General features: G+C 31.1%; 21 protein-coding genes. 18 read left to right on the top strand and 3 right to left on the bottom strand.

Annotated elements, in window-relative coordinates:
- The first annotated feature begins 541 nt into the window (after window positions 1-541).
- Complete coding sequence (locus tag Q0921_RS23700) at window positions 542-3,406, top strand: PKD domain-containing protein (protein ID WP_299261458.1); 2,865 nt, start codon at window positions 542-544, stop codon at window positions 3,404-3,406.
- A gap of 130 nt (window positions 3,407-3,536) precedes the next feature.
- Here Q0921_RS23700 and Q0921_RS23695 read toward each other — a convergent pair whose 3' ends face one another.
- Both Q0921_RS23695 and Q0921_RS23690 read right to left on the bottom strand, forming a co-directional pair.
- On the bottom strand, window positions 3,537-4,460 hold the full coding sequence (locus Q0921_RS23695) for a patatin-like phospholipase family protein (protein ID WP_299261456.1): 924 nt from the start codon (window positions 4,458-4,460) through the stop codon (window positions 3,537-3,539).
- A gap of 8 nt (window positions 4,461-4,468) precedes the next feature.
- Window positions 4,469-6,589, bottom strand: coding sequence for a M1 family metallopeptidase (locus Q0921_RS23690; protein ID WP_299261454.1), 2,121 nt, complete (start codon window positions 6,587-6,589; stop codon window positions 4,469-4,471).
- A gap of 102 nt (window positions 6,590-6,691) precedes the next feature.
- On the opposite strand from Q0921_RS23690, the gene recG reads away from it, so the two are divergent.
- Window positions 6,692-8,794, top strand: a complete 2,103-nt coding sequence (recG, locus tag Q0921_RS23685) for an ATP-dependent DNA helicase RecG (protein WP_299261452.1) — start codon at window positions 6,692-6,694, stop codon at window positions 8,792-8,794.
- 103 nt (window positions 8,795-8,897) lie between these two features.
- On the opposite strand, the gene Q0921_RS23680 is transcribed toward recG, so the two are convergent.
- On the bottom strand, window positions 8,898-9,275 hold the full coding sequence (locus Q0921_RS23680; RefSeq protein ID WP_299261450.1) for a hypothetical protein: 378 nt from the start codon (window positions 9,273-9,275) through the stop codon (window positions 8,898-8,900).
- A gap of 187 nt (window positions 9,276-9,462) precedes the next feature.
- On the opposite strand from Q0921_RS23680, the gene xerA reads away from it, so the two are divergent.
- From xerA to Q0921_RS23600, 16 genes are all read left to right on the top strand, one after another.
- Window positions 9,463-10,539: a site-specific tyrosine recombinase/integron integrase gene (gene xerA / locus Q0921_RS23675; RefSeq protein WP_299261567.1), complete on the top strand. Its 1,077-nt coding sequence runs from the start codon at window positions 9,463-9,465 to the stop codon at window positions 10,537-10,539.
- A gap of 252 nt (window positions 10,540-10,791) precedes the next feature.
- Window positions 10,792-11,109, top strand: a complete 318-nt coding sequence (locus Q0921_RS23670; RefSeq protein WP_299261448.1) for a DUF6660 family protein — start codon at window positions 10,792-10,794, stop codon at window positions 11,107-11,109.
- A 76-nt stretch (window positions 11,110-11,185) separates the two neighbouring features.
- The gene (locus Q0921_RS23665; RefSeq protein WP_299261446.1) at window positions 11,186-13,348 is read left to right on the top strand and encodes a TonB-dependent receptor; all 2,163 of its coding nucleotides are present in this window, start codon (window positions 11,186-11,188) and stop codon (window positions 13,346-13,348) included.
- A gap of 2 nt (window positions 13,349-13,350) precedes the next feature.
- Complete coding sequence (locus Q0921_RS23660) at window positions 13,351-13,767, top strand: Fur family transcriptional regulator (RefSeq protein ID WP_013994522.1); 417 nt, start codon at window positions 13,351-13,353, stop codon at window positions 13,765-13,767.
- A 53-nt stretch (window positions 13,768-13,820) separates the two neighbouring features.
- Complete coding sequence (locus Q0921_RS23655; RefSeq protein WP_299261438.1) at window positions 13,821-14,405, top strand: isoprenylcysteine carboxylmethyltransferase family protein; 585 nt, start codon at window positions 13,821-13,823, stop codon at window positions 14,403-14,405.
- Window positions 14,406-14,782: 377 nt separating this feature from the next.
- Window positions 14,783-15,478 (top strand): CPBP family glutamic-type intramembrane protease, encoded by a 696-nt coding sequence (locus Q0921_RS23650; protein WP_299261436.1) that lies wholly within the window; start codon window positions 14,783-14,785, stop codon window positions 15,476-15,478.
- Window positions 15,479-15,674: 196 nt separating this feature from the next.
- Window positions 15,675-16,268: a hypothetical protein gene (locus Q0921_RS23645; RefSeq protein WP_299261434.1), complete on the top strand. Its 594-nt coding sequence runs from the start codon at window positions 15,675-15,677 to the stop codon at window positions 16,266-16,268.
- Window positions 16,269-16,485: 217 nt separating this feature from the next.
- Window positions 16,486-16,950: a hypothetical protein gene (locus Q0921_RS23640; RefSeq protein WP_299261432.1), complete on the top strand. Its 465-nt coding sequence runs from the start codon at window positions 16,486-16,488 to the stop codon at window positions 16,948-16,950.
- Window positions 16,943-17,335 carry a hypothetical protein gene (locus Q0921_RS23635; protein WP_299261430.1) on the top strand — a complete coding sequence of 131 codons (393 nt, stop codon included), beginning with the start codon at window positions 16,943-16,945 and terminating at the stop codon, window positions 17,333-17,335. The genes Q0921_RS23640 and Q0921_RS23635 overlap by 8 nt, the downstream gene beginning before the upstream one ends.
- Window positions 17,336-17,549: 214 nt before the next feature.
- A complete protein-coding gene (locus Q0921_RS23630) occupies window positions 17,550-18,344 on the top strand; it encodes a hypothetical protein (protein ID WP_299261428.1) in 795 nt (264 codons plus the stop codon).
- A 219-nt stretch (window positions 18,345-18,563) separates the two neighbouring features.
- Window positions 18,564-19,013, top strand: coding sequence for a hypothetical protein (locus Q0921_RS23625; RefSeq protein WP_299261426.1), 450 nt, complete (start codon window positions 18,564-18,566; stop codon window positions 19,011-19,013).
- A 206-nt stretch (window positions 19,014-19,219) separates the two neighbouring features.
- Window positions 19,220-20,506: a hypothetical protein gene (locus Q0921_RS23620; protein ID WP_299261424.1), complete on the top strand. Its 1,287-nt coding sequence runs from the start codon at window positions 19,220-19,222 to the stop codon at window positions 20,504-20,506.
- A 222-nt stretch (window positions 20,507-20,728) separates the two neighbouring features.
- Window positions 20,729-21,424 carry a hypothetical protein gene (locus tag Q0921_RS23615; protein WP_299261423.1) on the top strand — a complete coding sequence of 232 codons (696 nt, stop codon included), beginning with the start codon at window positions 20,729-20,731 and terminating at the stop codon, window positions 21,422-21,424.
- Between the two features lie 84 nt (window positions 21,425-21,508).
- Window positions 21,509-21,985: a hypothetical protein gene (locus Q0921_RS23610; protein ID WP_299261422.1), complete on the top strand. Its 477-nt coding sequence runs from the start codon at window positions 21,509-21,511 to the stop codon at window positions 21,983-21,985.
- A gap of 172 nt (window positions 21,986-22,157) precedes the next feature.
- Window positions 22,158-22,676, top strand: coding sequence for a gliding motility-associated C-terminal domain-containing protein (locus tag Q0921_RS23605; protein ID WP_299261421.1), 519 nt, complete (start codon window positions 22,158-22,160; stop codon window positions 22,674-22,676).
- Window positions 22,677-22,906: 230 nt separating this feature from the next.
- Window positions 22,907-23,581 (top strand): hypothetical protein, encoded by a 675-nt coding sequence (locus Q0921_RS23600; protein WP_299261419.1) that lies wholly within the window; start codon window positions 22,907-22,909, stop codon window positions 23,579-23,581.
- Window positions 23,582-23,806 lie beyond the last annotated feature (225 nt).

The raw sequence follows: 23,806 nt of genomic DNA, 5'->3' as shown, positions 1-23,806 counted from the left end.
ATTACGTTTGGACAAACTATTTAAGAAAAATAAGGACCGTATACATAACAGAACTTTCTTAAATACTTAACCTATATAGACCTAGATCAAATCTTATTCTTCAGGTCTTTTTCGTAAGAATTTCTTTGTCAAAAATGTATCCTCTCTACCAAAGAAAAAAAATATAAATACCTCAAAAACAAAACAATATACATCTACAAAATGTGTGTAATTTGATTCTTAAATAAAAAAGAGATTCTTTTTTTGTAATAATGATTTCAGTATAAATAATAAAAGTCTTTTTTTTTTGTTATCAAACATATGTTTTACTTTGTAAAACAACATTACATACTCGTGTGTTTGATGAATTTGTTTAGAAGACTCCAGACAACCTTCTAATCGAACTTTCCAAAACCAGAATATATTATTGGAAAATTTTCATCGATCTTCCTCCTTTTACACGTGGGTATTCATAAGTATCAGGAAAACTATGTTTTCTTGATTAGCAAGTCATTTGTATAAGTGAATCAAACCATTATCAATAAACTCAATATCTAGTCAAATGAAAAAAATTGCGCTCTTAAAAACAAAAACCCAATGTTATTCTAAACAAAAGGAATGCAATAGTCTAAGAATACTTAGTCTATTAATAATATTCATCTTTTATTACAATAATACATTCTCTCAAGAAAATAAATCATATAACTTGGGTAATGAAAAAAATTTTACTCAAACATTTTGGAACAAAAAATCTGATATAATTACTCTTAACGTTTCAAAAGATATATCCTATGAAGGAAAAATCACTAAAAAAGAAGGAAACACAGATACGTACTCTATTATTGGAAGTGTAAATAATGATGATACTTCTACATTTCATATTACAAAACAAAATAATATCCTTTCTGGTCACATCATATTATACAAAGACAAAATAGCGTATCGGTACTACTCAGATGATTTGAACGCTGTTCTCATTCAAAAAATCGATATTCATAAAGTTCTTTGTATAGATTTCAAAAAGGTAACTTCAAAAGAAATAGCTACGAATAAGGCTTCTATGAGAGCTCCCTTATTATCCAGTCTTCCTGGATCTTCATATACAGTATATTTAGATTTTGATGGTGAAACGGTTACCGATACTTGGTGGGTTAATGGAGGAACGATTAATGCACAACCGACGGGTTATAGTGATGCTAAAATCACAGAGATATGGCGAATCATGGCAGAAGATTTCAGACCTTTTGATATTAACATTACCACAGATAGAGCTACTTTCGAAAATACTCCAATTAATCAAAGGATGATGTGTATTTTCACACCGACCACAGATGCAGCTCCAGGATCTGGAGGTGTAGCATATCTTAATTCTTTTTCTAATACTAATATAGATAATCCATGTTGGGTATATAATAATGGAACCAGATCAGCCGGAGAAACAGGATCACATGAAGTAGGTCATACTTTAGGATTATCACACGACGGAGTACCTGGAAACCAATATTATGCTGGCCACGGAGAATGGAGTCCAATTATGGGATGGAGTGCTAGTAAACCGATTGGGCAATGGAGTAAAGGAGAATATGATAATGCCATTACACAAGAAGATGATATGGCAATCATATCTGGAAATAGAAATGGTTTTGGATACAAAGAAGATGACCATTCGGATGATATAGCACAAGCTACACCTATACAAGTTAGTGCAGATGGAATAGTTAATCCATCATTGCATGAGGCTTTAATTTCTACTAAAGAAGATAAAGATTTATTTTCTTTTATCACTGCTGGTGGCGAAGTGGATTTTACTATTGATCCTGATCCATTTTACCCAAACCTAAATATTCAAGCAAGAATAATTAGTGGTACAGGAGAAGAACTTGCCATCTCTAATCCAACTAATAATCTTAGTGCTAGCATTAATACTACATTGGCTGGTGGAACTTATTTTATAGAAATCGATGGTGTTGGAGAAGGAAACGTTTCTAATGGGTACTCTGATTATTCATCAGTTGGTTTTTATGAAATCTCAGGATCATATACTCCCGGAAACAATAATCAACCCCCTATTGCTAATTTTGAGTCATCTACAGATTGTGATCAAGTAAGTTTTAGAAATACATCTATAAATACAATTACTTCTGTTGCTTGGGATTTTGGAGATGGAACCACTTCTACAGAGCTGAATCCGACACATACCTATGCAGCAAATGGTACATATACAGTATCATTAACGGCAACTAATACAATAGGAGAAGATACCAATACTAAAGATAATTTGATCACGATTAATATTGCCACCTTACCAGAAAACATGAACCAAGCCATATGCCCTGGAGATACGTCTACGATAACCGCATCGGGTAGTTCTGGTTATATATGGTATGATTCTGTAGATAGTAATACAGCTATTGCTACAGGTGCTGATTTAGATGTTTCTAATCTTACACAAGACCAAACATTTTATGTTGCTGGAACTAATGAACCAATTATATCTGCAGTAACAGGAATACAAGACATACCTTCTAATTCTGGAGATATTCATCAAGGAGGGTTTAATCTAGTATTTGATACAGATCAGCCTATTATTCTTAAAAAAGCGAAAGTAGTAGCAGAAGGATCTGGGAACAGAACACTACAACTTATTGATGCAACAGGAACTATACTAGAAACTAAAACTATAAATATTCCTGATGGAGAAAATATTATTGAGATCAACATGAATATTCCTGCAGGAACAGATTTAGAAATAGGTTTTCTTGAAGAAGCTAATCTTTTCAGAAGCAATAATAATATCAACTATCCATATATAGTAGAAAATGTGATTAATATTAAAAGAAGTTCTGCTACTACTGCCCCAGAAGGGTTTTATTACTATCTGTACAATTGGGAAATTTCTACTTTGGGTGGATGCCAGACTACAGAACGTGCAGTAATAGAAGTAAATATCTCAGATGCTCCGGCATCGCCAACAATCAATATAAATGACGATACAAATGAAATTTCTGTAGTAGAAAATTACACATCATACCAATGGTATTTTAATAATCAAGCGATAGAAGGTGCTACTTCTTCTAGTTATTTAGCAGAAGAAACAGGGACTTATACCTTAGAGGTATTCAATGATGCTGGATGTAGTACTCTTTCTGAAAATGTTGAGATTCAATCGCTATCCATTATAGATGTTCAATCTCCAGAAAATCAAATCATCTTATACCCTAATCCAACCACAGAGATATTGTATATAGATGGGGTATCTAAATTAGAAGATAAGTATTCTCTAAAAATCGTGAATAGTTTAGGACAAACTATTATGAATCGATCCGATATTCCTGAGACTTTAAATACTAGTTCTCTTCCAGAAGGATTATATTTTTTACTTATTAATAATAAATTAGTAGATCGATTTATTAAAACAGCAAATTAAGAGCCTGATATATTCAATATTATTGTAATTCAGTCATACTAAGTGTATCTAGATTTCACTATATCTTATTGTGAATTTAAATAGATATAGTTAGTATGACTTATTTACATTCAGAATATAAATAAAAGGATTATCCAGCCATATTAATATCCTTCAACTTATTATCTTCGGCCTGTTTTGCTTTATCAGCAGCATACTCAAAACCTTGTTGCCACCAACTACGCATTAGCTTTTTATTAAAAACCAGTGAATTTTCTGTAAGTTTAGATGGGGTATAATATAAATTAAGCACTACATTCTTATTCTTAGCAGCTAATTTGCCTACCACGGTATCATGGCCCTCTACCTGATCAAACATAAAACTAAAGAGATTGACCATTAAGGAAAAAGGATTCTTTCCTAATACTTTATTATGTTCCATATTCTCGGATTCCAGAATGACTGCATCTATCTCTGTAGCTCCTCTTTTGATTGCTTCTCTAATAGGTACCATAGACCCGAAACCTCCATCAGCATATTCACAACCGTTTTTAGTTACTAAACTCATAAAAGGAACATAATTACAAGAAATCCAGATCCAATCGCAGAAATCTTCATAAGAAAAATCATTAATTGACTTATACTCTGTAGTATTTTTTGTTAAATTAGAAACCGTTACTACAATATCTTTAACTTTTTTCTTAGCCAATTCGAATTCTATTTCAGTAAAATTTCTACGAATATTTTTCCGTAGATTTTTACTTTCTCCAAAGGTTCTTTTACGCTTCAGAAATTGCATTATTGTATTAAAAAAATTGATAGACACGAACTCACGGTTTCCTTTTTTCCTGGTTCTAAAAGGGTTGACACTAAAGATGGTATTCTGATTAACATTGGTGTAGATATCATACACCTTATCCACGTTTCCTAAAGCTAATTGAGGTATCAATAAACTACCAGTAGATGTGCCTAAAAAAAGATCATACTTCCTTCCTTCTTCCTGCATTAAATATTGAGCCACACCACCTGCATAAGCTCCTTTACTTCCTCCTCCGGAAATTACTAATGCACGCATATCTTAATTTATGGGGTTAATTTCTTTTCTAAAAAATCTAATTGCCTCTTTGGCAAATTATCCTTTAAATCTACATATTTCTTTTGAATCTTAGGATCCTTCAATAGGTTATCTAGTACTTTTCTACAAAAATTTCTAAATCTCCAATTATGATGCACTGCGCCATCTAACAGATCCACAAGAGATTTATCAGAAAAAGCTTTAAGACTTTCTAGATATGTAAATGCATTCTCACGGGTACTAAAATGATGTACTGGAGCAGCATATTCAGATAATTCGGCATAAAATTGCTGATGCTTTTCTTTCTGATATTCTGGTGTACTAAGGGCTAAGACTAACCAAAGTATTCGTACATTTTTATCATGAAACCCAATGACATCTTTGGTTACTTCTAGGTACTCATTTCTTTTTGAAGGAAAATTAGCCCATAGATGATACAATGCTGGTTCTATAGTAGCATAAGATTTATCTGCTAACAAAGACTCGTATTGTTTTTGTAAACTTTTAGGAATAGTGTTCATTGTGTTGGCAATTGCTTGTCGCACATATATATTATTTGTTTCAAAAGCTTTGGTAAATAAAGCGATAGCCTCTTGGGATGTTTCGCCTTCCAACTGATAAATAACTTCTTGTCCTATATACTCATTGATAGGAAAATCCAAAGCTGTAGCCAATGTACCCCATTTCCCTATTAAAGGTTGTGTACGCTCCCCAGCAAGGCCTAAATATTGTTTGATAAATGATGAAGCAGTCAATATATCTAATGCCTCTTGAGATGGAAACTCTATAGCTTCTAACCATATTTTCTGGTACTCTGATAAATCTTGAGTACTCACCTCTTCTGCGACAGCAATAAAATCTGATGTCCTTACATTTTTAAATTTATATTTCTCTAAATAGTTAGTAATGGTTAGCTTAAAATTAGCATCTCCTATCAGATTTTTTAAAGCGTGTAACGCCCAGGCACCACGCTGGTAAAAAGTAAGAGAACTTGCTTTAGGGTTTAGTAAAGAGGTAGCATCGGTTGCCTTAGACTGTTCTGTTAGTTGTTCTGCACTTTCATATAATTTATATTGAAAATATTCTTCTCCAAAAATTTCTTTCTCCGCCAGCAAGGCGTAATAGGTAGCAAAACCTTCTTGTAACCAATGATGTTTCCCCTCTGTTTCTGTTACTAAATCCCCAAACCATTGATGTGCTAATTCATGAGCATTCACATTAATATAATTACGATCAGTAAAGCCAATGTTATCTACTACAAAAGCATCAGAAAAAATGGTCGTTCCGGTATTTTCCATTCCGGCATATAAAAAATCTTTTACCGGAATCTGCTTATAATTTTGCCATGGAAAGGCATAACCAATCTCTTTTTCCAGAAAATCAAATAGCTGTTTACTGTGTTTATAGGTAGGTTCGAACTTATCCTTATCATTAGGATAATAATACATTTCTAATGGAATACCACTTTCAGAAGTCTCTACCACTTTCTCATATTTCCCTATAGCCAACGCCAGCAAATAACTGCTCATCGGTTGCTCCATATCATACTCCCATCGCTGGATAGAATCATTTACCGTTTGTTTGTTAAGTAATTTACCGTTAGCTATAACCTCATAATCCGCATCATAATTGATCGTTATATCAAATTCGATCTTCTCATTCATATCGTCAAAACTCGGTAACCAATTAGAAGTATACTTTCCTTGCCCTTGTGTCCAGATCTGATCATTTCCCTGATAATCCTTAAGAAAATACAATGCTTTTTTAGGAGCTGCTATATATTGAATTTCTATACGATGCTCGGAATCTAATTGAAAATCAGAAGTAATTTGTATCTTTTTGTTGTCATATTGTACCGCTGCTTTCTCACCATCTAGCAACACATCCATGATTTGCATTTTCTGTGCATCAATATTTATGGATTGTGTAGGTCGAAGTACTTTAAAAACATAGGTTACTTTCCCTTCTACTTTTTTTAAATTAGCCTCTAGAAAAATATGTACTTTCCCAGTTAAAAAATCTACAGAAGATTGCTCTTTTTTATCATTCTTAGGAAGGTTAGCATCCACCTGCTGAGCAGTGACACCAAAAGAAATAAAGCTTATAATTATATATAAAATAAATCGCATATAGATCAATAATCAAATGTTCTGCCAAAATAACGATTTTAGTATTGTAATGTGACAACTTTAGCATTGAACATTTTTATGATTAATAGTATCTTCGCTCTAATGAATCCGAATATTTTACAAACTCCTATCGATTATCTAAAAGGTGTTGGGCCTTCTCGTGCAGATTTGTTACGAACAGAATTAGGTATTCATACGTATCAGGATTTAGTTAATTTATTTCCGAATAGATATATTGATAAAACCAATTATTACAAGATTAATGAACTACAGCGCACTTCGGCAGAAGTACAAATGGTTGGTAAAATTGTAAACATCAAAATGGTTGAACAAAAACGTGGGAAACGTTTAGTTGCCAAATTTATGGATGATACTGGCGAAATGGAACTGGTATGGTTCAGAGGTCATAAATGGATCAAAGAAAATTTAAAACTAAATACACCTTATGTCATTTTTGGTAAGACCAAATACTACAATGGTTTTAGTATGCCACATCCAGAGATGGAATTACTTGCAGAACATGAGAAGAACTTAAAGGTGATGATGCAACCGGTATATCCTTCTACAGAAAAACTATCCAATAAAGGTATTACCAATCGGGTAGTAAGTAAGATGATGCAACAATTATTTTTGGACACTAAAGCGCGATTTTATGATACGCTTTCTGAAGAAATAAGATCTGAATTAAAACTAATTCATAAAAGTGAAGCAATACTAAATATCCATTTTCCAAAAAATCAAGAATTACTGGCTAAGGCACAATATAGATTGAAGTTTGAAGAATTGTTTTATGTTCAACTACAATTAATTACTAAAAAACTAATTCGTAAGCATAAGATTAAAGGATTTCCTTTTACCGAAGTTGGAGAACATTTTACCAATTTTTATAACAACCACTTACCTTTTGAATTGACAAATGCTCAAAAAAGAGTAATCAAAGAAGTTCGTAAAGATATTGGTAGCAGTGCACAGATGAATCGCTTGCTGCAAGGAGATGTAGGATCTGGAAAAACAATTGTCGGATTAATGACCATGCTCTTGGCTATAGATAATGGTTTCCAGGCATGTTTAATGGCTCCAACTGCTATTTTAGCTAATCAACATTATCAAGGAATTTTAGAATTAACCAAAGACTTAGGTATTAATGTAAAATTATTGATGGGTAGTTCTAAAACCAAGCAGCGTAGAGAAATTCACCAAGCACTAGAGGATGGAACATTACATATTCTCATTGGTACTCATGCCGTACTGGAAGATAAAGTACAGTTTAAAAATCTAGGTTTAGCAATTATTGATGAGCAACATCGATTTGGGGTAGCACAACGTTCCAAACTTTGGCATAAAAACACCTATCCACCGCATATTCTGGTGATGACGGCAACACCCATCCCTAGAACATTAGCTATGAGCCTGTACGGGGATCTAGATATTTCGGTAATTGATGAGTTGCCCCCTGGAAGAAAATCAATAAAAACCGTACATCGATATGATAGTAATCGTCTCAAAGTGTTTAAGTTTATAGCAGACGAGATACAAAAAGGAAGACAAATCTATGTTGTATATCCATTGATTCAGGAATCTGAAGCTTTGGACTATAAAGATTTAATGGATGGGTACGAAAGTATTGCTCGCTCCTTCCCTACTCCAGATTACCAGATATCCATTGTACACGGCAAGATGAAACCCGCGGATAAGGATTATGAAATGGAACGTTTTGTGAAGGGTGAAACCAATATTATGGTAGCCACTACGGTTATAGAAGTAGGTGTTAATGTACCCAATGCCAGTGTTATGATTATAGAGAGTGCAGAACGTTTTGGATTATCGCAACTACACCAGTTACGAGGTCGTGTAGGCCGCGGTGCAGAGCAAAGTTTTTGCATCCTAATGACCAGTCATAAATTATCATCGGATAGTAAAACAAGATTAGAAACTATGGTTAGAACTAACGATGGTTTTGAAATTGCAGAAGTAGATTTAAAATTGCGTGGACCAGGAGATATTATGGGAACTCAACAAAGTGGAGTTCTTAATCTAAAAATTGCAGATATTGTGCGTGATAACGATATCCTAAAAACAGCCAGGTATTATGCCATGAAAATTCTAAAAGAAGACCCGTCTCTAGCTCTTGAAAAAAACAAGGTATTACTGTTTACCTACCAGCAACTTGCTAAACACAAAAATATCTGGAATTATATTAGTTAGGACGTCCTGGCGGGCTATACGTTATATCTTTTTTAGCCAAATCCACTTCGAAAACCTCAATGCATTTCACTAAAAAAGGATGTCACTTCTATCCCTGACGCAATCAATACCTATTCATATACTCCTGCCACTTAATCAATACATATTTTCCTTTTTGCCTCTCATTTACAGTGAGAAACCCATATTCATAACAGAATAAGTAAACTTGTCCTTTACTATTTTTCCAATAATGCGTAAAATACTTTGGGTCAAAACCTTCTTTTATTAATTTTTCTTTGCGAATAGTAACAAGTCCTGCTCGATTATAATTTTTAAGAATCTTACGATTAGTCTTAAGCTGTTGATCTATTTTTTTAAACAAGGAATGTTCTTTCTCTTTATTTTGTTGATAATAAAAAGCCGATCTACAATAAGAAGAACAAAATTTTTTACCTGCCCTTCCCTCAATTTGTTCTTTACAATAAGTACACTGTCGTTCCATAACACCTCTTTGTAAGATAGTGTCTTTAAACCTATAAATGTTACCTATCCATCGAATTAAACGTTTAATAAACGTTTAATTCGATGTCTTATATTGTAATTGATTATAAAACAATACATCTTTGGAACACATGAAGCATATTAGTAAAAATATTACTTTGAAGCACTTAATGATCGATCAACAAAAAATGATTGGTTTGCAGTTTTATCCGGATAAAATAATCCAGGCTTTAATCAAAGAATTACCTAATCCTAGGTGGAGTAATCATTTCAAAATGCCTTATATCATTAATAATCAAAAAAACATAGATTTAATTTTTGAGAAGTTTAGAGGTGTGGCTTGGCTCAATTGTAATTATTTTTATAGCGATAAGGTTATTAACCATTCTAACCCAATTGCTAATCTTCAATCACTTAAGAGTAGAAGGCTAAAAAACACCTACAGAGTTTGTCCTGAAGAATATTTGCAAAAACTATTATTAAAGCGTTATTCTCAAAATACGGTAAGATCTTATGTGAATGCTTTTGAAGCTTTTATAAATTATTATAAAGACATTGAACTTTTAAGCATTGGTGAACTAGAAATAAGAAGGTATCTTAGAAAATTAATAAGTGAAAAAAAATCAAATTCTTATATCAATCTGACCATAAATAGCATAAAGTTTTATTACGAGATTGTTCTTAACATGCCAAATAGGTTTTATGCCATAGAACGACCTAGAAAACAGCAAAAACTTCCTATTGTATTATGTAAGGAGGAAATCTTATCGATCATCAATAATACCAATAACCTAAAACACAAATGTATTGTTAGCCTTTTATATTCTGCCGGATTACGTAGAGCTGAGTTACTCAATTTAAAAATATCAGATATCGATAGCAAGCGAATGGTAATCAGGGTTGTCAATGCAAAAGGTAACAAAGATAGGTATACATTATTATCTACCAACGTATTAAAAGATCTAAGAAATTATTTCAAACAATACCAACCTAAACATTATCTATTTGAGGGGCCAAAAGAAAATCCATACAGTGCAAGTAGTGTAAAAGCAATCATCGAAAAAGCCGCTAAAAAATCTAAAATCACAAAGAGGATCACCCCACATACGTTAAGGCATAGTTTTGCTACGCATTTACTAGAGAACGGGACTGACCTTCGTTACATACAATCATTATTAGGGCATAGTTCTAGTAAAACAACCGAAATTTATACTCATGTTGCTACAAATACTTTTAGAATGATTAAAAATCCTCTAGATTTGTAGGTGATAAAAGAGATATAACAGCAATAGCTGTTATAACATTGTTGTGCATAATGCGGAAATCGTGCTAAACACCAACATTTGAACTAAAAAAGCCAACGCGCAAACAGCACATTTATTTTTTTGCCAACACGAAAAGCCAACGCTTAAAAAAACAAAAGAGCTGTTTCTTTGCCAACGCTAAATCCGTTCTTGACAATCGGAATAAAAAACTTTGCAACACCATTGCATTGAAATTTATTTATCTTTGTGCCAATGAAATTTATAACTATCATACTATCATTATTAATTCTTGGTTTGTCAATCAAACCTTGTTCAGACGGAAATAATGCCGAAGACCAACACCAAGAAGAAATATCTGCTGAACATAATCATCAAAATGATAGTGATGATACTTGTCCAATAACTTGTATTTGTAATTGTTGTGGAATCGCAATTACATATGAACCAATTCAAACTTTTGAATTAGGTATTAACAATCAAATCTCTACAGAAATATTATCTGTCTATCAATCAATCTACAGATTTAACTTTCATTCCAATATCTGGCAACCGCCACAATTAATTAGCTAAAAATATCGACTAAAAGTCAAAATTTTAAAGTTAATTAATATTTACATTTTCAATGAATAAATATATATTGAGCGCAATGCTCACAATTATAACGTGCTTTTCTGCTAAAGCACAAACATCTGATATACAAATAAAAGTAATTTCAGAATCCGAAAACGAGCCATTATTTGGAGCAACATTATATTTTGAGGAATTAGAAAAAGGAGCAGTAACCGATTTTGACGGAATTGCAACTTTTAACGAAATTCCGAATGGCGAACATATTATCATAGTTTCTTTTTTAGGCTTTGAAACTCTTAAAACAACTATTCAAATCCCAAGTAATTCAGACTTGATTTTCAAATTAAAAAGTGGAGGAAACGAATTGGACGAAGTTGTATTACAATCTTCAAGAAGTACAAGAACTGTAAAAAAAATTCCAACAAGAATCGAGTTTATTGGAGTTGAGGAATTGGGAGAAAAAGCAATTATGAATCCAACAAATATTTCGATGGTGCTTCGTGAAAGTACAGGAATACAAATGCAACAAACATCTTTAAGTAGTGGAAGTACAAACATTAGAATTCAAGGTCTTGATGGTCGTTACACACAACTTTTAAGAGATGGATTTCCACTTTATGGAGGCTTTTCAAGTGGTTTGAGTATTTTACAAATTCCACCTTTAGATTTGCAACAATTTGAAATTATTAAAGGAAGTTCATCTACACTTTATGGTGGTGGAGCAATTGCAGGTTTAATAAATATGGTATCGAAAACACCTGACGAAGAACCTGCTTTAGATATTATGCTTACGCAAACACAAGCGTTGGGAAGTACTGCAAATGTATTTTACAGTAAACGGAATGAAAAGTTTGGTATTTCGCTTTACGGTTCTGGTCACTATCAAAAAGCTTATGACCCAGAAGATGATGGTTTTAGTAATTTACCAAAAACTAAATCTATTTCATTTAATCCAAAATTCTTTTATTATCCTTCTGTCAAAACTACGTTTTGGTTTGGTCTAAACGGAACTTATGACGATAGAATTGGTGGAGACATTACAAAAATAGAAAGTGGCGAAAATGGAATTCATCAATATACAGAGGAAAACATTTCAAAAAGATTGAGTAGTCAAGCAGTTTACAAAACTCAAATAGATTCTATTAGTTCTTTGAACGTTAAAAATAGTGTATCCTTTTTCGATAGAAATTTAACGATTCCAGATTTCAATTTTGATGGTAAACAAACCAACACATTTACGGAAATCTCTTATCAAAGAGAGACTTCAAAAGCAGATTGGATTTTTGGAGCAAATTTATATACTTCAAACTTTGACGAAAATGATAATGCAACTTTACAACGTGACCAAAAAGACATCACTTACGGAATGTTTGCTAACAATATTTATGACCTTTCCGAGAATTGGATTTTAGAAACTGGATTACGAGCAGATTACAATACTGATTTTGGCTTTTTTCCACTTCCAAAAATTTCATTGCTTTATAAAAATGATAACGGATTTTCAAGCAGAATTGGTGGTGGTTTAGGTTACAAAATTCCAGATATTTTTACAGAAGAGGCTGAATTTATAAACTTTGAAAATGTACTCGGCATTGATAAATCTTCATTAAAAGCAGAACGTTCCTATGGTGTAAATCTTGATTTCAATTACCAAACTCGTTTATTTGAAAACATTGGTTTTTCTATTAATCAACTTTTTTATGTTACAGCAATTAACAACGGATTGTTATTGAATAGTACAAATAACGGTTTGTTTGCATTTGAAAATGCAACTGATGAAATTTTAAGCAAAGGAGCAGAAACAAATATAAAGTTTACTTATAAAGATTTTAGATGGTTTTTAAATTATGCACTTATTGACACTAAATTGAACTATTTAGCAGGAAATCCACAAAAACCACTAACCGCAAAACATAACGCAGGAAGTGTATTGATGTACGAATCTGATAAATGGAGAATTGGCTACGAAACATTTTATACAGGAAAACAGTTTTTATCAAACGGAACAGAAACTACAGATTTTGTAACAATGGGTTTACTGTTAATGAGAAACTTTAAATTTGGTAGTGCATTCGTGAATTTTGAAAATTTCACAGACAGAAGACAAAGTAGGTTTTCGCCTTTAGTTTTGCCACCACACGAAAATCCAGAATTTCCCGAAATCTATGCACCAACAGACGGTTTTATTTTTAGCGTTGGAATTATTATTAAACCGTTTGGAAACGAAGAGCATCATTAACTATGAAAACAATTGAAGAATTTTTAGAGTCAAAAAATATTAGAGTAACTGCAATGCGTTTATTAATTTATAAATTCCTTGCCGAAAAACAAGTTGCAGTTACATTAAGCGATATAGAAAATGCTTTTGAGAAAGCAGATAGGACAACATTATACAGAACTATTAAAACATTTGAAGAAAAAGAAATTGTGCATCAAATAGACGATGGCACAGGAATTACGAAATATGCTTTGTGTGAAAAAGGTTGTAATTGTGAGATTGAAACCGATTTGCATTTACATTTTCATTGTAATAACTGTAACGAAACCATTTGTTTAACAGAACATAAAATTCCTCAAATAAAAGTGCCTGATGGATTTGTTTCAGAAAACGTAAACTTGGTTGTAAAAGGAATTTGCGATAAATGTAGCGGACAATAAATGCACTTCCATTGCATTGGTTATTATAGCATTTTTACATAAAATTAGAAACTATGTTATTATTCGCTTATCTCATATTGTATTTTTTATTGGTCTTTGTTTTAAGGTCTGTATTACTTTGGAAAAAAACTGGAATAAATCCATTCACATTTGAAAAAACAGATAATGCACACGACTATAATGGTAAGGTTTTTATATTTATCTCAGTTCTTGAGCTAATTGTTGTGGGAATCTATGCTTTCAAAGAAGAATGGTATGAATATTTACTTCCTTTTTGGTATTTGGAAAATCAAACTTTACAGAAAATTGGTTGGGTACTTTTGTTGGTATCGCTGATTTTTGTTTGGTTTTCTCAAAGCCAAATGGCAAATTCTTGGAGAATCGGAATTGATGAAAACAACAAAACCAAATTGGTAACAAAAGGAGTATTTTCAATTTCAAGAAATCCTATATTTTTAGGAATAATGATTACGAATATTGGGTTATTCCTTGTAATTCCTAATGCATTTACATTACTAATAATTTCATTATCTACTTTAAGTATAAATACACAAATACGATTGGAAGAAGAATTTTTAAAACGTGAATTCGGAAATGAATATATAGAATACGCAAAAAAAGTAAGACGATGGATTTAATAATTAACGTAAAATTGCCAACGCTTAAAGCCATACACATTTCCAGTCGCATCATCCAAGCTTCACCAAAACTGTAAAAGAGTATGTCTTGCCAACGCTCACATTTGAACTAAATAACAAACATCGGAAAACCAAGCTGAACGTGAAAAGCACTATGCACAACAATGTATATAAAACATAGCTATTACAGGCTTTCCAAGAGGTTTTTACTTCTTTATTAAGTCCACCAAATTTTTATTTTTGTATATTTAGAAATTAAAAGATAAATAGAAAAAATAAAAATTCGGCTCGTGTTAAATCCGAAACGATAGTGTCTTTTTACACGCTACGTTTCATATACGGAGACGTTGTAGCACATTTGAGAAAACCACAAACATTTGAATGAATTTAAAAATATTTGGATTTTAATTAAATCTGGATTTTTACCAAAAGAGAAACGGAATTTAAGAGATACTATATTTCTTGGATTAAAATTGTATCTGATTTTGATACTTCTGAAAGCTCTTTGTTTCGGAATATCTTATTTTTTAGATTATTATGGGGTTTTTGAAATGCCAATGCACATTACTGGAGAAAAAATAAGAAGTTATAGTCCAATCTTGAAAATTTTAATGATTGCAATTATTGCACCAATTATAGAAGAGTTCACATACAGAATTGGGTTATTATTTTCAAAAAGGAATTTAACAATAACTATAATCGGAATATCTTATTTCACTTTAAAGAATCTATCGGAACTTGACAGGCTATATTGCATATTAATTGCTTTAGGAATTGGTGTTGCTTTATATTTAAGTTTAAATCAAAAATTTGTTGACTTGTTTTCTAAATTTTGGAAAATGAATAGACGAAAAATATTCTATGGATTACTCTTAATATTTAGTTTACCACATTTAGCAAATTATGAAATAACAACTGAATTATTGATTTTCTCGCCAATAGTAATATTACCGCATCTTGTAGCTGGATTTATTTATAGCTATGCGAGATTAAATTCTGGAATAATTTTAGCAATTTGCATACATAGTTTTAACAATGGAATTATACCTTTGATATCATTAATAACGGAATAAAAACGTGCTACAACACTATATATAGCAAATTGGGCGATTAGTGCTTAATTAAAAGGTTGTTGTCTATTTGCAAAGTCGCCAAATCTTTTGATTTGGTATTAAAAGAGAAAAATTAAAACAAAATACAAAAGATTTGGCTTGTGGCTAAACCGAAAGTAATCGCTTATTTTCTACCCAACTTGCCATATACTAAACGTTGTGGTGCATTGAACCAGAATTAACCGAAAACGAAAAATACCCTAAAAATAGAACTAAATATTTAATGGATTTAGCAAGACATTGTAATTTGTGTGACAATCAAAAGACAAGTTTAAAATTTGGCACAACTTGCGGGTTGACGGACCGAAAACCTGAATTTAATAAAACCTGCACTAAAATCGAACTGAATGAAAAGTTTGAGAACAAGTTGAAGTCTGTTAATATCGAATATGATAAGGTTAAAAAAAGGAAAAACTTAAAATATCTATATTCAGGAATTTTTATTTTGATAGGTCTTGCATTTATTATTTATGGTTACTTATTAGGAATGTACGTTTTAGATGATATAGATCATACCTTTTATATTGATTATTTCCATATCACAATTATGGGTATTGGACTATTGCCATTTGGGATTGCATATAAAATGCTTAGGGAATACAAACAAGAATTTGATCTAGTTAAAAGTAATAAAGATAAAATAGATGAGGTTCTGAATGAATATAAAATAGACTATTATATTGACATTAAATACGGAAAAAAAATTCACGGAACTCAAAAGGTATTCGCCGAATTAAAAATAATGGAATAAATTAAAAAACGACACCACAACACGATATATGAGATCATAGCAGGTCCGGCTGGATTTGATGGTCTTTGTTTGTTTGAGATGGCTCAGGGCTTGCAAAAGGAAAAATATAGCAATCCCTGCGCAGAAAATCGTAAATTAGGGTAACATTTTGCCCTGCTACGACACATATATTTAACGTTGTGCGTCATTTACGAGAACCAAAATTGAACAGTAATCAATGATTAAAAAATGGATTCATAATCTTCTCAAAAAAGAAGAAAGTAATGATATCAATCTTGATATTTTTCAAGAAGCAATAATTGATTATCGTCAAGAGGGAAAAGAACTTATGTTTAGACTTGGAGAAAAATATGGTTTAAATATTGAAGTTAAAGAAGACTATGAAAAATTAATATCTAGTCGCAATAAAAATATACCGAGAAGAGGAGAACTTTCGAATAGATGGAATTATAGCTTTCACGGTGGAGAATGTGGATTCTACAATAAAAAACATCAAAAACAAGTGGAAGTTGTTCTAAGTAATCCGCCTGAATTTGGACATATCGATTCTTGGTTTCTTTTGTCTTATATGCAATCAGTCGATAAATACAAAAGTGAAGTTGCTGAAATGGATTGGCAGAAATTAAAGTTGGTTGTCGAAAAACTATATATGAATAGTAAAATCAAAAAAGTAATTGAATAAAATATACAACATACTTCTAAATGGACTTCTAATCGGAACAACTGAATTAGAAAAAGCTGATGCACCTATGGGAGTAGTATTTGGACTGATTGAATTTGACGGAATTGAATCGCCTTACGAATTCTTCAAAGATTATTGCTTAAAAAACAATATCGTGATAAATACTGACGACCCAGGATATGAATTTATTGACACTCAAGTAATGTCGGAATTAAAAGTATTTAGACAAGACGGAATGGAAATAAAAGGAGTTGCTGGAAATGCAATTACAGGAATGAAAGAAGATGGATATGAAATTTCAATTTTAGGAATCAGTTATCCTTTTTATGAAGAGGAGTTTCCACATCACGTAAAGGAATATGAAAATATGTTCGGAAAAGAATAAAAAACGAACGCACAACAATGGCTATAGTTAATAAGGGTTTTGGTACTTAACCCAAAGTTTAGAGCTTTTAACCAAGTCCGCCAAATCTTTTTGATTTGGCTTTATGAACAAAAAAATAAAACAAAATAAAAAGTTTTGGCTAAGTGCTTAATCGGAAATTAATCGCTTTTAATTCCCGTACTAACCATAGCCGAGACGTTACCAATAATTTAATATGCATAAAAAAGAAAATAATGATTGGGTTTACAGAAAGTTATTTTTGATTTCAATCGCTTTTCTTTTAATTAATGATTTTTACCTTAAATATCATTATCCAAGTTTATTGACGGGAAAACTATCTGATTTTACTGGGCTTTTTGCTTTTCCTTATTTCTTCAGTCATTTATTCAAAAAAAATTATAAACCGATTTATATTTTAACTGGAATCTTATTCATTTTTTGGAAAAGCTCTTTTTCTCAATTTTTTATAGACTTTTCTAATGAGATAGGATTGGGATTGTCTAGAGTAGTTGATTATTCTGATTTAATAGCTTTAGGTATTCTACCTATTTCTTACGCTTATTTGATAAATGATAAAATATCAATCAAAAAAATTAAATTAATTCCTAAACCAATCTTAATTGGAATTACATCATTTTCATTTATTGCTACAAGCCTTCCAAGAATACAAACAAGCGTAAATCTTAAATCTCAATTAGAGCTTAAAACTGATATACACAAAGATACTATTATAAAAAAGTTCAACTTACAAAGCTATAATAGAAATAATTATAGTTTTAAAATGGAAATCCCTGATAAGAATGCATATGCTTTATGTAAAGTCAAAATAGATAGAGACTCAATAACAGATAGCACTGTTATTAAATTTGATAGTATCAAAAACTCTATAGCCACTGGAAGATTATTTTTTGGCCATTCTGAAAATGAACTTGATTATATTAAAAAATTGACCTTAAAAGATTATGAGCTGATGTTTATTAAAAAAATAGAAACTCTTTATAAGAAATAACTATTGGTAACACTATGTAAACGCAATGCTTTTTTAGTGTTTTGATCAAAGGGAGTTTTGTATTTGTGAGGTCGGCGCCATAAATTTTATTATTTTACAATTGAATTAATTTAAAACACTAAAAAGTATAACGCCTTATGCCTATTCCGAAAGTCGCTGACTTTCTTCATCGCACAGCGTTTACATTTAACGTTGTAATGCATTACCAAAATCGTAAATATGAAATTTAAATACACTGAAATAAAAGATGCTTATTTGGAGGTTAAAAAATTTCTTGAACACGCTTCTGGAGAGAAAATAAATAGCCTGAATACTAAAATTGTTGATGACTTAAAATTGTGGGGAGATGACAATTATTTCTTACTGATAGAGTTTGTTGAAAAGTACAACTTGAATTTTGAAAAGTTCGAATATGATAAACATTTCGATTCTGAGGGAGAATTCATTGGATTCAAAAACCTGATTTTAGGACTGTTAAAATTGCCATTATTGATAATAAACAGCTTGATTATAAAGTATATTTCGTTCAATACATATTACCGAATTGACAACATGCTCTATGATAGAACGAATGAGAAAAAAGATTTGACATTTGCGGACTTGATTTTGAGTAAGCTAAATGGAGAATTTTGTCTTAGAAATGAATGTAAGATTGAACTTGCAAAATAAACGCATTACAACAACACCTATGCGATAATGCGGGGTTTAGGTTTAACCGAAAAGTGGTTGCTTATTTGGTTTGTCACCAAAGATTTAAATTTAGTATTTTAGAAAAGAAAAAAATATAAACTTTAGCTAAGTGCTGGCTCGAAAACTTGTGATTTTTTGCTCCCGCACTACGCATAGCTAAACGTTAGCAATAATTAAAACCTAAAATGAGAATACACTCAATAGATTTGCTTCACGAACAAATAAAAAACTCAAAAAGCAAAGAATATTTCGAAGAAGTAATTCGCTCATATTACTCCAAAAATTTCCGTTCTGCAATTGTAATGTTGTACTCTATTGTTATTTGTGATTTAGTATTCAAATTACAAGAATTAAAAGACCAATTTAATGATGAAAGTGCAAAATCAATTCTTAGTGAGATAGAGGAATTACAAAAACGAAATCCAACATCATCTCAATGGGAAAATAAATTGGTGGAACTAATCAAAGAGAAAACAAATATATTCGAGCATTCTGACTATGAAAATATCTTACACCTTCAAAAACATAGACATTTATGTGCTCATCCAGTAATGCTTCAAGATTACAAACTATATAGCCCTAACCAAGAAACAGTTAGAGCCCATATTATTAATATACTTGAAGGGTTACTAACTAAACCTGCTCTTTTATCTAAAAAAATATTTAATGAGTTTTTAACAAACTTATCCGAAATTAAAGATATTCTTATTACAGAAAAAGACATTGAAACTCATTTAAAGTCTAAGTATTTAGAAAATTTAAATCCGGCAATTGAAAAAGAAATTTTTCGTTCATTATGGAAAATAGTCTTTAAATCAGATAATATACAATGTGATGAAAATAGAGAAATAAATTTTAAAGCACTAAACATAATTTTAAAAAGAAATTATGATGAATTAATTCAATTCGTTAAGGACGACAATCAGTATTTTAGTAATAATTTAAATTTAGATTTTTTCGATTTAATCTTAAGATTCTTAAATAATAATCCTAGAATAATAGACAATCTAAATGAAAGCTCAAAAACCTTAATTAAGAGCAAAATTAATCAGGACGAAAACTATGTTTTCTTAGCTTGGTTTTTAAATGAAACTTTATCTAAACACTTAACGTATTTAAAGGGTAAAAATAATGATGATTTTAATGTGCTAATTAAGACTGAAACCATAATTAAACTTTTTAATATTTATAAAGGTCAAGGGCTTTTAAATCAATCAAAAGAAATTGTAATTATGATGTATGGTAAGAGTAGAAATTATGACCAAGCTGATTCAAGGTTTGATAATCTTATTCAACCATTATTATCAGAATTCACAATACTAGAATTAACTGAACTAATAAAGGAAATAAATAATAATGGACAAGTACACGGTAGACGCTATGCAAAATGGAGTAACCGTTTAATTAAAGAAAAGGTTGATGAATTAAACCCTGACTATGACTATAGTTCATTTATGTTTTTTGAAACTTAAAAACTATTGCTAACAAGGTATAAAAAACATAGGGCGTTTGTTCTAAACCGAAAGGTCTGTGATTATTAACAAAGTCCGCTAAATATAAAATTTGGAGTTTATAATAGAAAAGATAAAAGCAAAATATTTATATTTAGCTAAGTAATAAACCGAAACGTAAGTGCTTATCAACTGCCCTACGTTCCTTATACTAGCCGTTAGCTGTAATTTAAATCCAACTTTGTGGCAGATAGAAAAGACATCGAAAAATTGATAGTTCAGAACAAAAAAAGTAATCTTAAAAATCATTGGAATGATGCATTTTTTTATAACACAACAAAATACAGCGGAGAAATAAAACCAAATGAACTTTTAATTTGGAGATCTGCTCAATTTCTAAGAGGAGCATATCCCATTTTTCGCCTGACTTTTCACCAGAACGGAAAACTTAATGGAATTAAAACGGAGAAAAACCCTTATCATAAACTACTTAATAAAATTACAGTCGGATTTATAATTGTAATCATTTCAGGTTTGTTTCTAACTACTAATTTTAAAATGGCAATTATTGGAACAGTTGGAATTTCCATAATCGGACTTTTATTACATTTAGTTTTGTCTAAATCTAAAAAATATGAGACGAAACTTTTGACTGACGAACTAAAAGATTCCATAGAAAACATCGAACGAGAAAATAATCCTGAACTAATAAATAACCCAAAAACGGAATTAAAAACAGAAAAAGTTAAAGAGTGGACTTTTACAAAGGTTTTGACAAGACTACTTCTCTATCCTTTTTGCCTACTGATTTTATGGTTTTCAATAACTGGATTTTTGCCTGAGGGGAAAACTTTATATGGAATATTAGGAATAGTTATCGCTTTGGCTTACCCAATAGCTGACATAATGTTAATAATCGGAAAAAACAAAAACAGCTAACAATTTGTATATTGCATATGCTCCCTTCGGGAAGCAAACGCAACATACAATAGACGTTGTAAAACATTTACGAAAACCTCGAATTTGAAATTTATATTGAAAATAATTTTAGTAGCAGTAGTTATGTTCGTAGTTGGAATAACTGTTTTTCTTATTGCGTTTGGAGACCATACAAATAGAACGAATTTTAAAATTTATTCTGCTGACAAAAAACAATGCGTGACTATCATTACGCAAGGAGAAATGAGGTATTTTATAAATGGAGAACATAATTCTGTTCCGAAAACGGAATATATAAAAATTGACAAAAGTGGAATTCCTCTTATTGGAGACGAAATCGGAATTTGTTGGAAAAATGAAAATTACGAATGGGAAATCGTAAATCATCAATCAAAAATTATTGACGTGAAATTAGACACTTTGAAATTTAAATTCAATACGAGTTGGGAAAAAGATAAACACGGAATTCCGAATACGAAAAAGTACATTAAACCGAATTGTGGAACGATAGGACTTTTGAATATGAAAATATACGATGAAACTATAATATTGGAAAATTGAATTGAATAGAAAACGATTTTACAACACCGTATATAATTTATTGCTTGCTTATTGCCTACTTACGAAAGCCCTCGCGGACTTTCTTGGTCGGTTTTTTTTGCTAAATTAGGTGCTTAAACCACGCAACAAACCATATACAACAACGTTGCCCACAATTTTAAAAAACAAAACTATGATTAAAAAAACTACTATTTTATTATCTTTAATTTGCTCAATTTTATTTCTAAGTGGATGTAATAACGATGATGAATCTACATCTGAACCCGAAACTGAAACTTTTCTTTGTTGCGGAACAAATCCTTTTGAATCATCGAATATTGATAATTTAGACCAATCAACTTTGGGGATTATTGAACCTATTGAAATATTCACACCGAATCAAGATGGATTTAATGACACTTTCAGAATCAATAACCTTGGAAATTATCCAAATAGTCTCGTGACAATTTTTGATTTAGATGATAATGTTGTTTCTGAATATCCTGGAACACAATCAGGTTTCGATGGTATAAATCAAAATGATAACTCTCTACTACCTTTTGGCTCATATAGATATAAAATAGTTGTTGAGAATGAGAATACTTTTTTAATGAATGGCTATGTTTGTTTCATTCGTGAAGGAAGTCAAGCTGATGGAATGAGTTTCAACGATTGCTTAGAAGATGGAAGTTTTGACCCAATAATAATCTGAGATAAACTGTGGGCAACAAAGTATATAAGCAATGCGGGAGTTGTCGCTTAATTAAAAGTTAAGGTATATTTGGGAGTCGTCGAATTTTTACAAATCCGACTTTTGATATAAACAAAAAATAAAAAGCGGAATTTGTAAAAATCAGCTCGTGCTCAACCGAATGGCAATAGCCATTTTCGCCCGCACAGCTCATATACAGAGACGTTGTAAGCAATTTAACCTTAATTAAAATGATATTTTCATTTGATATAGAATACAAAAAGACAAAACTTATAAAGCAAGGAAAAAGTAGAATTGATGAAAAATTTGAGAATCTTGCAAAATGGATTTCTGAAAAGTACAATGTAAATGTTCTTGATATTCAAGAAAAGTTTAATGAGGATGACAACGGGATCAGAATTGCTGTAAATGTGGAAACTCTCAAAGAAGAACAGAAATTTAAAATGAGCGAGCATTGGCTTTCTGGTGTTCCTGACATAAGACAGAAGGAGATTGCAGAAAAATATACTCAAATCAGAAACTCCTTAAAAGTTATTAAAAGAATCCCTAAAATAGATGATATTTTTGTTGTTTGTTTTGCTTTTGAACCACTTGCTAAAGAAGAAGTTAACTTATTAATCCCTGAAAAAAGGATTGAAAACATATATAAGGAATTAGAACTTCCTGAAATTTGGAAAATTTCTCGCTGTTTCGAAAATGCAACTTTATTCGTTTATAAAGACAAACAAAAGAATAAAATCAAAAATTCAACTAAATTTAAGTTAATTGAGGACAAATATTTTGACCTACTAAAAGAATACGATGAGTTCAATTACTGGAAAAGAGAAAACATTGAAATTAAAATAGACTCAAAACAGAATTTTGACGATAATTATGAAAGTAATTGGATACATTATTATAATTAAAAACTGCTTACAACAACATATATGTGATCATAGCAGCTAAGTGATGAATCGAATGGTTCTTGTATATTTATGAAGGCGCAATGCTTGCAAAAAGGAAAAGTTAGCAACCAATGCGTAGTTTTTATCGATATTAGGGTAACATTTTGATCTGCTACGACACATATATTAAACGTTACCATACATAAAAATCAGTTCGGATAAATTACGGGATATTAAGCAAGTATG

Origin of the sequence: uncultured Aquimarina sp. (assembly GCF_947496855.1) — a bacterium.
Taxonomy (GTDB): Bacteria; Bacteroidota; Bacteroidia; order Flavobacteriales; family Flavobacteriaceae; genus Aquimarina.
Note: the sequence above shows the minus strand (reverse complement) of the source record. Positions and strands in the feature narration are given on the sequence as shown.

Excerpts from the sequence above, each read along its gene's own strand:
- Q0921_RS23665 (WP_299261446.1), top strand. The coding sequence starts at position 11,186 with ATGCTCACAATTATAACGTGCTTTTCTGCTAAAGCACAAACATCTGAT.
- Q0921_RS23700 (WP_299261458.1), top strand. The coding sequence starts at position 542 with ATGAAAAAAATTGCGCTCTTAAAAACAAAAACCCAATGTTATTCTAAA.
- Q0921_RS23620 (WP_299261424.1), top strand. The coding sequence starts at position 19,220 with ATGAGAATACACTCAATAGATTTGCTTCACGAACAAATAAAAAACTCA.
- Q0921_RS23625 (WP_299261426.1), top strand. The coding sequence starts at position 18,564 with ATGAAATTTAAATACACTGAAATAAAAGATGCTTATTTGGAGGTTAAA.
- Q0921_RS23660 (WP_013994522.1), top strand. The coding sequence starts at position 13,351 with ATGAAAACAATTGAAGAATTTTTAGAGTCAAAAAATATTAGAGTAACT.
- recG (WP_299261452.1), top strand. The coding sequence starts at position 6,692 with ATGAATCCGAATATTTTACAAACTCCTATCGATTATCTAAAAGGTGTT.
- Q0921_RS23680 (WP_299261450.1), bottom strand. The coding sequence starts at position 9,275 with ATGGAACGACAGTGTACTTATTGTAAAGAACAAATTGAGGGAAGGGCA.
- Q0921_RS23655 (WP_299261438.1), top strand. The coding sequence starts at position 13,821 with ATGTTATTATTCGCTTATCTCATATTGTATTTTTTATTGGTCTTTGTT.
- Q0921_RS23670 (WP_299261448.1), top strand. The coding sequence starts at position 10,792 with ATGAAATTTATAACTATCATACTATCATTATTAATTCTTGGTTTGTCA.
- Q0921_RS23690 (WP_299261454.1), bottom strand. The coding sequence starts at position 6,589 with ATGCGATTTATTTTATATATAATTATAAGCTTTATTTCTTTTGGTGTC.
- Q0921_RS23600 (WP_299261419.1), top strand. The coding sequence starts at position 22,907 with ATGATATTTTCATTTGATATAGAATACAAAAAGACAAAACTTATAAAG.
- Q0921_RS23630 (WP_299261428.1), top strand. The coding sequence starts at position 17,550 with ATGCATAAAAAAGAAAATAATGATTGGGTTTACAGAAAGTTATTTTTG.
- Q0921_RS23695 (WP_299261456.1), bottom strand. The coding sequence starts at position 4,460 with ATGCGTGCATTAGTAATTTCCGGAGGAGGAAGTAAAGGAGCTTATGCA.
- xerA (WP_299261567.1), top strand. The coding sequence starts at position 9,463 with ATGATTGGTTTGCAGTTTTATCCGGATAAAATAATCCAGGCTTTAATC.
- Q0921_RS23640 (WP_299261432.1), top strand. The coding sequence starts at position 16,486 with ATGATTAAAAAATGGATTCATAATCTTCTCAAAAAAGAAGAAAGTAAT.
- Q0921_RS23605 (WP_299261421.1), top strand. The coding sequence starts at position 22,158 with ATGATTAAAAAAACTACTATTTTATTATCTTTAATTTGCTCAATTTTA.